Source organism: Actinoplanes sp. NPDC051513 (assembly GCF_044454685.1).
In the GTDB taxonomy this organism is placed as follows: Bacteria; Actinomycetota; Actinomycetes; order Mycobacteriales; family Micromonosporaceae; genus Actinoplanes.
This window is the reverse complement of record NZ_JBITDW010000018.1, coordinates 1-13,408: the sequence shown is the minus strand read 5'-3', so window position 1 is coordinate 13,408 and position 13,408 is coordinate 1. Positions and strand designations below refer to the sequence as shown.

14 protein-coding genes are annotated in these 13,408 nt (G+C 71.2%); 10 read left to right on the top strand and 4 right to left on the bottom strand.

Translation table 11 applies throughout. The features are described from left to right. Positions 1–3: 3 nt before the first annotated feature. Both ACIA5D_RS37460 and ACIA5D_RS37455 read right to left on the bottom strand, forming a co-directional pair. The gene (locus ACIA5D_RS37460; protein ID WP_396035216.1) at positions 4–1,386 is read right to left on the bottom strand and encodes an ABC transporter substrate-binding protein; all 1,383 of its coding nucleotides are present in this window, start codon (positions 1,384–1,386) and stop codon (positions 4–6) included. A 241-nt stretch (positions 1,387–1,627) separates the two neighbouring features. Then, positions 1,628–2,620, bottom strand: coding sequence for a LacI family DNA-binding transcriptional regulator (locus ACIA5D_RS37455; RefSeq protein ID WP_396035215.1), 993 nt, complete (start codon positions 2,618–2,620; stop codon positions 1,628–1,630). 247 nt (positions 2,621–2,867) lie between these two features. Here ACIA5D_RS37455 and ACIA5D_RS37450 point away from each other — a divergent pair, with 247 nt between their 5' ends. From ACIA5D_RS37450 to ACIA5D_RS37430, 5 genes are all read left to right on the top strand, one after another. Continuing rightward, positions 2,868–3,284, top strand: a complete 417-nt coding sequence (locus ACIA5D_RS37450) for a YchJ family protein (protein WP_396035214.1) — start codon at positions 2,868–2,870, stop codon at positions 3,282–3,284. Between the two features lie 14 nt (positions 3,285–3,298). Further along, positions 3,299–4,147: a tryptophan 2,3-dioxygenase gene (locus ACIA5D_RS37445; protein WP_396035213.1), complete on the top strand. Its 849-nt coding sequence runs from the start codon at positions 3,299–3,301 to the stop codon at positions 4,145–4,147. Further along, positions 4,144–4,305, top strand: a complete 162-nt coding sequence (locus ACIA5D_RS37440; protein ID WP_396035212.1) for a hypothetical protein — start codon at positions 4,144–4,146, stop codon at positions 4,303–4,305. Before ACIA5D_RS37445 ends, ACIA5D_RS37440 begins: the two co-directional genes overlap by 4 nt. Further along, positions 4,302–5,297, top strand: coding sequence for an amidohydrolase (locus ACIA5D_RS37435; RefSeq protein ID WP_396035211.1), 996 nt, complete (start codon positions 4,302–4,304; stop codon positions 5,295–5,297). Before ACIA5D_RS37440 ends, ACIA5D_RS37435 begins: the two co-directional genes overlap by 4 nt. 98 nt (positions 5,298–5,395) lie before the next feature. Then, complete coding sequence (locus ACIA5D_RS37430) at positions 5,396–7,639, top strand: ATP-binding protein (protein ID WP_396035210.1); 2,244 nt, start codon at positions 5,396–5,398, stop codon at positions 7,637–7,639. Here the strand turns inward: ACIA5D_RS37430 and ACIA5D_RS37425 are convergent. Continuing rightward, positions 7,636–8,025, bottom strand: coding sequence for an STAS domain-containing protein (locus tag ACIA5D_RS37425; protein ID WP_396035208.1), 390 nt, complete (start codon positions 8,023–8,025; stop codon positions 7,636–7,638). The genes ACIA5D_RS37430 and ACIA5D_RS37425 overlap by 4 nt on opposite strands. A gap of 253 nt (positions 8,026–8,278) precedes the next feature. Here ACIA5D_RS37425 and ACIA5D_RS37420 point away from each other — a divergent pair, with 253 nt between their 5' ends. After that, positions 8,279–8,851, top strand: coding sequence for a hypothetical protein (locus tag ACIA5D_RS37420; RefSeq protein ID WP_396035207.1), 573 nt, complete (start codon positions 8,279–8,281; stop codon positions 8,849–8,851). A 204-nt stretch (positions 8,852–9,055) separates the two neighbouring features. On the opposite strand, the gene ACIA5D_RS37415 is transcribed toward ACIA5D_RS37420, so the two are convergent. Beyond that, on the bottom strand, positions 9,056–9,952 hold the full coding sequence (locus ACIA5D_RS37415) for a LysR family transcriptional regulator (RefSeq protein ID WP_396035206.1): 897 nt from the start codon (positions 9,950–9,952) through the stop codon (positions 9,056–9,058). A gap of 71 nt (positions 9,953–10,023) precedes the next feature. Here ACIA5D_RS37415 and ACIA5D_RS37410 point away from each other — a divergent pair, with 71 nt between their 5' ends. From ACIA5D_RS37410 to ACIA5D_RS37395, 4 genes are read left to right on the top strand one after another with little or no spacing between them, the layout of a single operon-like run. Next, positions 10,024–11,205, top strand: a complete 1,182-nt coding sequence (locus ACIA5D_RS37410; RefSeq protein WP_396035205.1) for a thiolase family protein — start codon at positions 10,024–10,026, stop codon at positions 11,203–11,205. Further along, on the top strand, positions 11,202–11,861 hold the full coding sequence (locus tag ACIA5D_RS37405; RefSeq protein ID WP_396035204.1) for a 3-oxoacid CoA-transferase subunit A: 660 nt from the start codon (positions 11,202–11,204) through the stop codon (positions 11,859–11,861). The genes ACIA5D_RS37410 and ACIA5D_RS37405 overlap by 4 nt, the downstream gene beginning before the upstream one ends. Further along, positions 11,858–12,502 (top strand): 3-oxoacid CoA-transferase subunit B, encoded by a 645-nt coding sequence (locus ACIA5D_RS37400; RefSeq protein ID WP_396035203.1) that lies wholly within the window; start codon positions 11,858–11,860, stop codon positions 12,500–12,502. The genes ACIA5D_RS37405 and ACIA5D_RS37400 overlap by 4 nt, the downstream gene beginning before the upstream one ends. Before the next feature lie 2 nt (positions 12,503–12,504). Continuing rightward, complete coding sequence (locus ACIA5D_RS37395; RefSeq protein ID WP_396035202.1) at positions 12,505–13,317, top strand: SDR family oxidoreductase; 813 nt, start codon at positions 12,505–12,507, stop codon at positions 13,315–13,317. Positions 13,318–13,408 lie beyond the last annotated feature (91 nt).

Below are 13,408 nucleotides of genomic sequence, written 5' to 3'. Positions count from 1 at the left end.
CGATCAGCCGTTCGAGGCCAGGAGCTGGTTGGTCTTGGTCTCGGCCGTCTTGAGCAGCTCGTCGACGTTGGCGTTGGGGTTGGTCAGCACCCCGGACATCGCACTGTCGAGCACCGCGTAGATCGCCTGGGCGTTGGCCGGCTCACCCTTGATCGCGACCGGGGTGGCCTCGAAGAGCGCGAAGTTCTCGCTCGGCACGTTCTGGTTGGCCTTACGCGCGTCGAGCTCCTGCTTCTGCGCGTCGCTGCCGTTGGCGAACAGCAGCGGCTGGGGCAGGCCCACCGGCTGGTTCTGCGGCTTGGCCCGGGCGTAGTCGAACTGGCCCTTGCCCGGGGTCAGCTTCTCGAAGGCGATCCACTTGAGACCGGCCTTGACCTGCTCCGGGGAGAGGTCCTTGCGGAAGAAGTAGCCCTCGCCGCCGCCGAGCGTGCCCTTGGCGGCGCCGTCCTGGCCGGGCATCGGGGCCATCGCCCACTCGTCGTACTTGCCCTGGAACTGCTGGACGATCGCGGTGGTGGCGTCCGGCGCGCCGACGAACATGCCCACCTTGCCGGCGGCCGCGTTGGTCAGCAGGTCGGCCCACTGGAGCAGCTGGCGGCTGCCCATGCTGTTGTCGCCGTACCGCATGTCCTTGAGGTTCTGCAGGACCTGCTTGCCCTGGGCGTTGTTGAAGTCGGCCTTCTTGTTGTCGGCGCTCAGGATCTGGCCGCCCTGCGAGTAGAGCTCGGCGGTGAAGTGCCAGCCACCGGTGTTGCCCGCGCTGTACTCGGAGTAGCCGGCGACGCCGCCGCCGAGCGCGGAGATCTTCTTGGCCGCGGCCCGGACCTCGGGCCACGTCTTGGGCGGGCTGGCGACGTCGAGGCCGGCCTTCTGGAACAGGGTCTTGTTGTAGAGCAGACCCATCGAGTAGTTCTTGGTCGGGATGGCGTAGATCTTGCCGTTGTCGGTGAAGACCGCCTTGAGCGCCGGGTCGATGCTGTCCCAGGTCGCGATGTTGTCCTTGGTCGCGTACTGGGTGATGTCCATCGCCTGGCCCGAGTCCAGCACCTGCTGCAGGTCGGTCATGTACCCGTAGAAGACGTCGGTCATCGTGCCGCCGGTGAGGCGGGCGGTGAAGTCCGGCGGGTTGTTGCACTGCTGGCCGACGCTGACGCTCTTGATCGTGACGTCGGGGTTCTGCTTCTCGAACTCGGCGACGTCCGCGTTCCAGTTGGCGAGCAGGTCCTTCTGGGAGCCGTCCGGCTGGCAGTCGACCGTGATGACGGTCTTGCCGGCCGCGTCCTTCCCGGAGTCGTCACTGCCCTTCGTGGAACACGCCGCGATGCTGAATCCCAGGCCGGCCGCGAGGGCGATCGCCGCGGCCCTCTTGTACTGCGGTACGGACATCTGTCCATCCCTTCGGGAACGAAAGTATCGGAGGAACTGCTCTGAGCTGCGGGGTCGTCACTGCGCGAGGCCCATGTGACCTGGGTCTCGTCGCCATGTTTCGTGGAGGTGACGATACAAAGTCAAACGGCAGCCCGCAAGAAGGCGACTGCAAGAAGAAAAAACACGACGGCTTTGCAAAAACCCGGGAACGACGAAGGGCGGGCCGATGGCCCGCCCTTCGTTTAGGAATATTGCCTGGTCAGCCCGCCGGCGCCGGCGCGGTCGACCCGCGCACGACGAGCTCCGGCTCGAACAGCAACTCGTCGGCGGCGACGCCGCTGCCCTCGATCTGGTTGACGAGCAGGTCGACCGCCGCCTGGCCCATCATCTCGATGGGCTGCCGCACGGTGGTCAGCGGCGGATCGGTGCAGGTCATCAGGGCCGAGTCGTCGTAACCGACAACCGAGACGTCCTTCGGCACGTCGAGGCCGAGGCGGCGGGCGGCGCGGATCGAGCCGAGCGCGAGCACGTCGGACGCGCAGATCATGCCGGTCACGCCGCGCTCGATCAAGCGGGCCGCGGCCAGGCGGGCGCTCTCCATCGAGAAGTTGGTGCGCTCGACGTGCCAGTCGTCGCCCGCGATCTTCTGGAGGCCGGCCAGCTTGCGGCGGGACGGCATGTGGTCCTCGGGGCCCATCACCATGCCGATGCGCTGGTGGCCCAGGGACTTCAGATGGCCGTACGCCTGCTCGACGGCCACCGCGTCGTCGGTCGAGATGTGCGGGAAGCCCAGGTCGTCGACGCCGGCGTTGACCATGACGACCGGCATGCGGCGGTCGGTCAGCGCGCGGTAGTGGCTGTGCTCGGCGTCGGCCAGCGCGTACGACCCACCGGCGAAGACCACACCGGAGACCTGATGGTCGAGCAGCATCTCGATGTAGTCGCGCTCGGGGACGCCGCCGATCGTGCGGGCCGCGAGCAGCGGGGTGAAGCCGCGCTGTGCCAGCGAGGCGGTCACCACCTCGGCCAGCGCCGGGAAGATCGGGTTCTGCAGCTCGGGCAGGACGAGGCCGACCAGCCGGCCGCGCTCGCCGCGCAGCTTGGTGGGCCGCTCGTACCCCAGGACATCGAGCGCGGTGAGCACGGACGCGCGGGTGGCCTCGGAGACGCCGCTGCGCCCGTTGAGCACCCGGCTGACCGTGGCCTCGCTGACGCCCGCCTTCTTGGCCACCTCGGCCAGACGTTTGGTCACGGCGGAATCCTACGTCAGTTCGTTGCAAATTTCGAACCCCGGCTTGCAGCATGGCCTTCAGCCAGCGGCAGTGCTTGCAGATCACGTCAATGGGACGCGGCGGGTGTTTCCGGAATGTTGCGCGCTGTATCGGGAACGCGCGAGCCCTCCTGCGCTGAAGCGATTAAGTCGTCGCGCTGCGCGACCGTCATCGCTTACACCACGGTTACATAACGGCCGATACAGATCAACTGAGAGAATCGGGGACATGGCCCGGAAGACGAAGACCATCACCGCCTGCCCGTGCGGGCGCGGTTTCCCGTACGACCAGTGCTGCGCTCCGGCTCATCAGGGGCACGCGCCGGCCACCGCGGAGGCGCTGATGCGGTCGCGATACTCGGCGTTCGCGCTGGACAACGACGAGTACGTGCTGCGCTCGTGGCACCCCGAGACCCGGCCGGCCGCGGTCGAGCCCGACCCGCACCTGCGCTGGGTGGGCCTGGACATCATCGAGTCGGCCGGCGGCGGCATGTTCGACGCCGAGGGCGTGGTCGAGTTCCGGGCGCACTACCGCGACCACGGCAAACCGGGCGACATGATCGAGCGCAGCCGCTTCGTACGGCACGACGGCCAGTGGGTGTACTGGGGGCCGATCCTCACCGACGGCTCATTGGCCAACATCTAGTAGACACTGGTGACGTGGAACAGAGACCGCTCGAGGACGGCATCGTCCGGAACTTCAAGGTCAATCTCTCGTACGGGAAGTACCTGCGCCTCGACGAGATCCTGAACGCGCAGCACCCCGTCAGCGTGCCCGAGCACCACGACGAGTTGCTGTTCATCCTGCAGCACCAGACGTCCGAGCTCTGGCTGAAGCTGGTGCTGCACGAGCTGCGCGCCGTGCAGCGGAAACTCGCCGCCGACGAGCTTCGCCCGGCGCTCAAGGGGCTGGCCCGGGTCAAGCACATCCAGCGCACGCTCACCGAGCAGTGGTCGGTGCTCGCCACGCTGACCCCGAGCGAGTACTCGGAGTTCCGCAGCTTCCTGGGCACGTCGTCGGGCTTCCAGTCGTACCAGTACCGAGCGGTCGAGTTCCTGCTCGGCAACAAGGACCGGCGGATGCTCTCGATCTTCGACGACGACCCGGCCGCGCAAGCGCTGCTGGTCGAGGCCCTCGAGGCGCCGAGCGTCTACGACGAGTTCCTGCGCTACCTGGCGCGGCACGGGTACGAGGTGCCGGTCGACCTGGTCCGGCGCGACGTGACCCTGCCGTGGACGTTCCACGAAGACCTGGTGCCGGTGTTCGTGCGCATCTACAACGACCCCGAGAAGCACTGGGCCGCCTACGAGACGTGCGAGGAGCTGGTCGACCTGGAGGAGAACTTCCAGCTCTGGCGGTTCCGGCACCTCAAGACCGTGGAACGGACCATCGGGTTCAAGCGCGGAACCGGCGGCTCCAGCGGCGTCGCGTTCCTCAAGGCCGCGCTCGACCTGACGTTCTTCCCCGAGCTGTACGCCGTCCGCACCGAGATCGGAGTGCCCCGATGATCTCCGAGGAGCCGGCGGCCGGCGACCTGCTGTTCCGCGCCGCCGCGCTGGACGCGGCCGACCCGCTCGCGGCCTACCGGGAGCAGTTCCTCGCGCCCGGCGACTTCGGCTTCGGTGAGGTGCATCGGGGGCTGGCCTCGCTGCGGTCGCTGCTGTGAGCTCGTACGTCGTCGCCGGGTCGGTGTGGTGGGACGGCGATCTCCGCTCCGATCTCGCCCTGCGACTGGAACCGTCGGGTGAGGCCACTCCGGTCCCCGTTTCCGACATTTCTGAATTGTCGGTAATACGCCGCCTGCCGGGAACGCTGCTGCCGGGATTGGTCGACGCGCACGTCCACTCGGGGCTGGTCGATCTCGCCACGGTGCGGGCCGGCGGGATCGCCGGGGTGTGGGACCTCGGAAGCGTCCCGGCGGCGGTGGCCGGACTCGCGCGCGAAGGGGGTGACCGGCTCCCCCGCATCCGATATGCGGGACCGTTTCTGATCGCCCCGGGCGGCTACCCGAGCGACCGGGCGTGGGCGGCGCCCGGCAGCTGGCGGGAGATCGACTCGGCCGCCCAGGCGGAAGCCGCGGTGGCGGAGGCGCACGCGGCCGGCGCCACCCTCGTCAAGATGACCGCGCACGCCGGCGGGCCGCAGCTGCGGCTGTTCACGATGACCGCCGTGGTCGACGCCGCGCACGACCTCGGGCTCCCGGTGGTGGTGCACGCCGAAGGTCCGGGAACGGTCGCCCTGGCGTACGAATCGGGCGCGGACCTGCTCGCCCACACTCCCTGGACCGAATCGCTGGACCGGGGCCTCATCCGCGCCTGCGCGGAGCGCATGCGCTGGATCAGCACGCTCGACATCCACGGCTGGGGCACATCAACCCCCGAACTGGTCACGGCCGTCGGCAATCTGCGGCGTTTTCTCGAGTACGGCGGGAGCGTGCGCTACGGCACCGACCTGGGCAACGGCCCGGTCGTCCCGGGCGTGAACCCGCGGGAGATCCGCGCCCTGCAATCGGCGGGCCTGACTCCCGACGACATCCTGCCGACCATGGCCGGCGCCGGCGTCTCGTGGATCCCCGGCGGCCTCGACCTCGGCCCGGCCCGCTTCGCCGATGTTCTCGCCACGACAAGAGTGCTCGACGATTCGGTCCAGCCGCGGTAGGGCCTTCGGCGTACCCCTTCGGGTTGACCGAGTCATTCGGAGCACTTCGCGGGCATATGCTCCGGGGATCGGGCGTCTGCTCATCGAGCGAGGTTGATGTGACCCGGACCGGGAATCTGCCGGCGGAACTGTCCAGCTTTGTCGGCCGGGACGCCGAGCGGGCTGCGCTCAAACGGCTGCTCACCGCGTCCCGGCTGGTCACGGTCATCGGCGTCGGGGGCGTCGGCAAGACGCGTACGGTGTTGCGGGTCGCCGCCGAGGTGCAGCGGGCCTTCGCCGACGGGGTCTGGTTCGTCGACCTGTCCCCGCTGGCCCAGGCCGGCCTGGTCGCCGAGGCGGTCGCGCAGACGCTCGGGCTGCGCGACCAGTCGACCCGGCCGCAGACCGAGATCATCGCCGAGTATCTGGAGTCCCGCCGCCTGCTGCTCGTGCTGGACACCTGCGAGCATCTGGCCGATCCGTGCGCCCAGCTGGCCGACTCGCTGCTGCGCTCGGCGCCCGGCCTCCAGGTGCTGGCAACCAGCCGGCAGCCGCTCGCCGTGCAGGGCGAGCACGTCTTCCCGCTGCTGCCGCTGCCCGCGGCGGGCGCCGCGGTGACGCTGTTCGCCGAGCGGGCCCGCGCCGCCTCCCCCACCTTCGCGCTGACCGAGAACAACCAGGACGCGGTGGGCCGGCTCTGCCGCGACCTCGACGGGATTCCGCTCGCCATCGAGCTGGCGGCCGTGCGCACCCGGGTGCTGCCCGTACGGCAGATCGCCGACCTTCTCGAGGGCCGGCTGGCCGACCGGTTCACGCTGCTCAGCGGCGGCGGCGTGGCGGGCCGGCACGAGTCGCTGCGCACCGCGATCGACTGGAGTCACGGGCTGTGCACCCGCTCGGAGAGCCTGCTGTGGGCGCGGGTGTCGGTGTTCGCCGGCGACTTCGACCTGGCCGCGGCGCAGGAGGTGTGCGCCGACGACCGGCTCGCCGCCGACGGCGTCCTGCAGCTGGTGGCCGGGCTGGTGGACAAGTCGATCCTGCTGCGCGAGGGCGGCCGCTACCGGCTGCTCGACACCATCCGCGAGTACGGACTCGAGCTGCTGCGCGAGAGCGGCGAAGAGAAGCTGTTCCGCATCCGGCACCGCGACTTCTACCTGCGGCTGGCCCGGTCCTTCGACGCCCAGTGGCGCGGACCCGACCAGGTCGCCTGGTATCAACGGCTCAGCCGGGAGCACTCGAACCTGCGGGCGGCGCTGGATCTCAACCTCACCGACGAGGCCGGGCTCGAGCTGGCCGGGTCGCTGTTGTTCTTCTGGATCGCGTGTGGACACCCCCGGGAAGGCCGGCACTACCTCGACCGGGTGCTGGCAGTCGAGCACCCCTCGGGCCCGGCGCTGGCCAGGGCGTTGTGGGTGTCCGGCTGGGTCGCCGCGATGCAGGGCGACATGGCGACCGCCGAGGCGCGGATCGTGCAATGCCGGCCGCACGCGGACATCGTCGTGTCCGGCTGGCTCGCGTACATCGCGAGCGTGTGCGCGGTGTTCCAGGGCGACCCCACGCGGGCGCTGGTGCTGGCCGAGGAGTCGATCCGGCTGCACCGCGACGCCGGCGACCCGGGCAGCGGCCTGCTCGTCGCGCTGGCCGCGCAGTGCATCGCGCTCGCGTTCGCCGGCGAGTTCGACCGCGAGATCGCCGTCATCGAGCAGACCTGGGCGCTCTGCGACGAGCACCGCGAGCGTTGGATGCGCTCCTACATCGACTACATGCGGGCGCTGGCCGAGATGGGCCGCGGCAACCCGGGCGCGGCGGTCAGCTACGGCCGGGACGCGCTGCGCTTCAAGCGGCAGCTCGGCGACAGCTCCGGGAGTGCCATGGCGGTCGACGTGCTGGCCGCTGCCGCCGCCACGCTCGGGGAAGTGGGGCGGGCGGCCCGGCTGCTCGGCGTGGCCCACCGGATCTGGGAGACCGTCGGCAAACCTCAGCTCGGCTCCCCCGACCTGGTCGCGGCCCGCGCCGCCGTGGAGAAGCAGGCCCGCGACAAGGCCGGCGACGCCGGCTTCGACGCCGCCTACGCCGACGGGCTCGGGCTCGACCTCGAGACGGGCATCGACTACGCGCTCGACGAGCCGTCCCACGCCGTGCCCGCCGCCGGCGCGCCGGGGACGGACTGGGCGCCGCTGACCCGCCGCGAGCGCCAGGTCGCCGCGCTGGTGGCCGAGGGCCTGACCAACCAGCAGATCGCCGACCGCCTGGTCATCGGCCGGCGCACTGCCAACACCCACCTCGAGCACATCCTCACCAAGCTGGACTTCAGGTCGCGCGCCCAGATCGCGGCGTGGGCCGCCCAGCAAGACCCGTCCTAACTGCCGGGTTCCGCATGTCGCGGGCGGCACGGCGCCGGCTCCGCCCGCTCCGCGCTGCGGGCCGGGATCGTGAACAACTCGTCGAGGCCGAGCACGTTGAGGATCCAGCGGGTGGTCCGCGGCGCCTGGCTGATGGTGAGCGCGCAGTCGGCGGCCGCGGCGTCGAAGTGCAGGTCGTAGAGCGTCCGAACGCCCGTCACATCGATGAAGTCGAGCTGGTTGAGGTCGAGCAGGATGAGCCGGGGCCGCTCCAGGACGAGCGTCTCCCGCACCTGACGGGCCAGATCGTCGGCCGTGTAGGCGTCGAGCTCGCCGGACACGGTCAGGCAGACCGCGGCCGGCCCGCTCGGCGTCGACTCCACATGCAAGGGTCGCTTCCCAGTCATCCCGGCTCCTAGCTCGCACAACGCACCTGGGAACATCGTTGCGAACCAGCGGCCGGAACGAATCGGTCAGATGACCGATCTGCGGCACGAATTGCCGTCCCAAGCCGGCAGCGCACCGCCCCGACCAGCAAAATCGTGCCAGTTGCATACGACGGCGCCGGGTTCAGGCGCCATGCTTGGCACACGACGTCTTCTCGGCGCGAGGGTCGGCGCGGAGAATGAAGTCGCAACGCCCCTCGATCGGGAGGTAAGCGTGTCGAAAACGATGACCTCGACGCATCCGGCCGGGCCGGTGGCCCAGCTCGTCTCGGCGGCCAAGGCCGCTCTGCTGCCGTCGGCCGGCGAGCCCCATCCACCGGAGCCGGCGAGCCCGGGCAGTCGGCGGCGTGACGATGCCCTGGCCGTGCTCACCGCGGCTCGGGGCGTGGTCGGCCGGGGGTGGGTGCAGCGCACCTGGTACGTCACGGAAACTCCCGCCGGGCGCCGGCCGGCCCGGCACCGGTTCCTCCCGGGCCGGCTCGATCACAGCCAGGTCACCGGCGCGTGCCTGGTCGGCGCGGTGCTGCACGGGGCCTGGCAGCAAAGCCCCCGCCCCGAGCACGCCTACCCCGCCATCGACGCTTTGTGGCTCACGCTTTTCGACGCGGGTACGCCGACCGGCGCCGACCCGGTCGGGCCGCTGTGCCCGCCCTTGGTGCGCGCCGCCCGCGTCCGCGATCTGACCACATGGAACGACCGGGACCACCGGTCCAGGGAAGACGTTCTCCGCTTGCTGGACAGGGCCGCCGCCCGCGTCACGCAGCCGCGGCCGCACGTCGACGCTTGACTCGGCCGGCCGGCGCGGAGCCTCGGGGTGGACCGGTGCCGACCTCGGGTGGGCCGGCGCGGGCTCGGGTGGGCCGGCGCGGGCTCGGGTGGGCCGGCGCGGGCTCGGGTGGGCCGGCGCGGGCTCGAGTGGGCCGGCGCGGGCTCGAGTGGGCCGGCGCGGGCTCGAGTGGGCCGGCTCGGGCCTCGGTGGGCGAGATCGCGGTCAGCGGCCGCGAGACCCGCAGACGGCGGTGACGATCTCGGCCACCCGGCGGATCGCCGGGGACGTCTCGCCCGCGCGGGTGGCCAGGGCCAGGTCGATCGTTGCCGGGTCGGTCAGCTCGACGTACGCGACGCCGTCCAGCGCCAGGCGGCGGACCGGCTCGGGCACCAGCGCCACGCCCAGGCCGGCCGCCACGAAGACGACCAGCGTGACCGTCTCGCCCACCTCCATGATCTCGGTGGGGCGGAAGCCGGCCGCCGCGCAGGCGGCCAGGACGTGCTCGTGCATCGAGGATCGGTGGCCGGAGAAGTGCATGACGAACGGGTCGCCGGCCAGGGCCGCCAGGTCGATCGAGGGGCGGGCGGCCAGCGGGTGGCGCTCGGGCAGGACTGCGACCAGGCGCTCGGTGCGCAGCACGTGGATGTCCAGCTCGGGGCGGGCAACGCCGTCGGGGCGCAGGACCACCAGGTCGAAGGCGCCGTCCAGCAGGCCGGCCCGCAACGCGGGGCTCAGCAGCTCGCCGTGCAGGTCCAGCCGGACGCCCGGCAGGGCGTCGCGGATCTCGCGGGCGGCCAGGGGCAGCAGGTCGTAGGTGGCGGTGCCGATGAACCCTAGCGACACCCGGCCCGCGCGGCCGGCCGCCACCAGGGCCATGTCGGTGGCGGCTCGATCGACCGAGCCGAGGACCGCCCGGCAGTGGTCGGCGAAGCGGCGGCCGGCGTCGGTGAGGTCGACGCGGCGGGTGGTGCGGGCGACCAGTTCCACGCCCAGCTCGCGTTCCAGCTGTTTGATCTGCTGGGACAGCGCCGGCTGGGCCATGTGCAGGCGGGTCGCGGCGCGACCGAAGTGGCGCTCGGCGGCCAGCGCCTCGAAGGAGCGCAGGTGGCGCAGTTCCATACCCGCACGTTATCAATGGGGTTTGATTCAGTATTGGAGTCAATCGGTGGAATGGTCGTAGGTTGGAGGACGTGAACTCCGCCTACCTCTACGCCGCCGCCCGCACGCCGTTCGGCCGGTTCGGCGGCGCCCTCGCCGAGGTGCGCCCGGACGACCTCGCCGCGATCGCCATCAAGGGTGTGCTGGGCAAGACGCCCGGGCTCGACCCGTCGGTGATCGGCGACGTGGTGTGGGGCTGCGCCAACCAGGCCGGCGAGGACAACCGGAACGTCGGCCGCATGGCCGTGCTGCTGGCGGGGCTGCCCGTCGAGGTGCCCGCGACCACGGTCAACCGGCTCTGCGGCTCCTCGCTCGACGCGGCGATCATCGGGTCGCGGGCGATCGAGACCGGGGACGCCGATGTGGTGCTGACCGGCGGCGTCGAGTCGATGACGCGGGCGCCGTGGGTGCTGCCCAAGCCGTCGCGCGCCTTCCCGGCCGGGAACGTCACGGCGGTGTCGACCACGCTGGGCTGGCGGCTGGTCAACGAGAACATGCCGAAGGAGTGGACGGTCTCGCTGGGCGAGGCCAACGAGCTGCTCGGCGAGAAGTTCGGGATCTCCCGGGAGCGGCAGGACGAGTTCGCGGCCCGCTCGCACAACCTGGCCGACGCGGCGTGGACGGCGGGCTTCTACGACGAGCTCGTCGTGCCGGTGCCGAGCGTCGACCTGGTCCGCGACGAGGGCATCCGGCCGGGATCGTCGGCCCAGAAGCTGGCCGGGCTCAAGCCCTCGTTCCGCCCGACCGGCACGATCACGGCGGGGAACGCCTCGCCGCTGAACGACGGAGCCTCCGCGGTGCTGCTCGGCTCGGCGAACGCCGAGAAGGCGATCGGCAGCGCGCCGGTTGCCCGGATCGCCGGGCGCGGGGTGTCGGCGGTCGAGCCGCCGATGTTCGGGTACGCGCCGGTCGAGGCGGCCGAGCGAGCGCTCAAGCGGGCCGGCATCACCTGGGCCGAGGTCGCCGCGGTCGAGCTCAACGAGGCGTTCGCCGTGCAGTCGATCGCCTGCGTCGACGCGTGGGGCATCGACCCCGCGATCGTCAACGCCAAGGGCGGCGCGATCGCCATCGGACACCCACTGGGCGCCTCCGGGGGCCGGATCCTCGGCACCCTCGCGGCGCGGCTGCGCGACTCGGGCGAGCGCTACGGCGTGGCGGCCATCTGCATCGGCGTGGGCCAGGCCCTCGCCGTGGTGCTGGAGAACGTGTCATGACAACGACCATCTGCGAGAACACGGCCGAGGCGGTCGCGGGCATCGAGGACGGGTCGACCGTGCTGATCGGTGGCTTCGGCCTGGCCGGCATGCCGGTGCAGCTCGTCGACGCGCTGATCGAGCAGGGCGCCCGCGACCTGACCGTGGTGTCCAACAACGCGGGCAACGGCGACACCGGCCTCGCGGCGCTGCTGGCCAAGGGCCGCGTGCGCAAGGTGATCTGCTCGTTTCCCCGGCAGACCGACTCGTGGGTCTTCGACGGGCTCTACCGGGCCGGGAAGATCGAGCTCGAGGTGGTGCCGCAGGGCAACCTCGCCGAGCGGATGCGCGCCGCCGGGGCCGGGATCGGGGCGTTCTTCTCGCCGACCGGCGTCGGCACGCCGCTGACCGAAGGCAAGGAGAGCCGCGAGATCGACGGCCGCACGTACGTCCTCGAGTATCCGATCAAGGGGGACGTGGCGCTGATCGGGGCGTACCGCTCGGATCGGATGGGCAACCTCGTCTACCGCAAGACCGCGCGGAACTTCGGGCCGGTGATGGCGACCGCGGCCCGGCTCGTGGTGGTGCAGGTGAGCGAGATCGTCGAGACGGGCGCGCTCGATCCGGAGGCCGTCGTGACACCTAGCATCTACGTCGACCGGGTGGTGGCGGCATGAGCCTCGACAAGCACCAGATCGCCGCGCAGATCGCCCGCGACATCCCGCACGGCGCGTACGTGAACCTCGGGATCGGGCAGCCGACGCTGGTCGCCGACCACCTGCCGGCCGACTCGGGCGTGGTGCTGCACACCGAGAACGGCATGCTCAACATGGGTCCGGTCGCCAAGGGCGACGAGGTCGACCCCGATCTCATCAACGCCGGCAAGATCCCGGTCACCGAGCTGCCGGGCTCGGCGTACTTCCACCACGCCGACTCGTTCGCGATGATGCGCGGCGGCCATCTCGACGTGTGCGTGCTGGGCGCGTTCCAGGTCTCGGCGGGCGGCGACCTCGCCAACTGGCACACCGGGGAGCCCGGCGCGATCCCGGCGGTGGGCGGGGCGATGGACCTCGCGATCGGCGCGAAGAGCATCTTCGTGATGATGACGCTGTTCGCGAAGGACGGAACGCCGAAGCTGGTGCCGGAGTGCACCTACCCGCTGACCGGCGTGGGCTGCGTGGACCGCATCTACACCGACCTGGCGACGTTTCTCGTCACCCCGGACGGGGTCGAGGTGCGGGAGACCTTCGGCATCTCGTTCGAGGAGCTCAGCGAGCGGATCGCCGTGCCGGTGCGCGCGTCGTCGCGTACAAAATAGTCATGGGATTGATCGTTGTTTCCGGCGCGACCGGGCGCCTCGGCGGACGGGTGGCGCGGCGTCTCGGCCTCCCGATGAGACTGCTGGTGCGGCAGCCGACGCGGGCGCCGCAGATCGAGGGCGCCGAGGTGGCCGTCGCCGAGTACGCCGACGGAAAGGCCGTCGAGGAGGCGCTGCGCGGCGCCGAGACCGTGCTGATGGTGTCGGCGGCCGAGACGCCGGAGCGGGTCGCGCAGCACCGCACTTTCGTGGACGCGGCGAAAGCGGCGGGCGTGCGGCACCTGCTCTACACGTCGTTCGCGGGCGCGGCGCCGGACGCGACGTTCACGCTGGCGCGCGACCACTGGGCGACCGAGGAGCACATCCGGGCGAGCGGGATCGGCCACACGTTTCTGCGCGACAACCTCTACGCCGACTTCCTGCCTTTCCTGGTGGGCGAGGACGGCGTGATCCGCGGGCCGGCGGGTGACGGCCGCGCCGCGGTGGTGGCCCAGGACGACATCGCGGACGCGGCGATCGCGGTGCTGCGCGACCCCGCCCGGCACGACGGGAAGACCTACGAGATGACCGGGCCGCAGGCCCTGACGCTGACCGAGGTCGCGGAGATCATCGGGGGCGGCGTCCGCTATCACGCGGAGAGCCTCGATGAGGCGTACGCGTCCCGGGAGCGCTACCAGGCGCCGCGCTGGCAGGTCGACGCCTGGGTGAGCACCTACACCGCGATCGCCGCCGGCGAGCTCGCGACCGTGACCGGCGACGTGGCCACGCTCAGCGGGCACCCGGCGACGTCACTGCGGGAGCTGCTGGCGGCCTAGGGCGTGTTTATGAAGTGTCATAGCCACTCGTTGATCGCGGCGATGTGGACCGTGGCCTGGTACCGGACGGCGAGTTTGTCGTAGCGGGTGG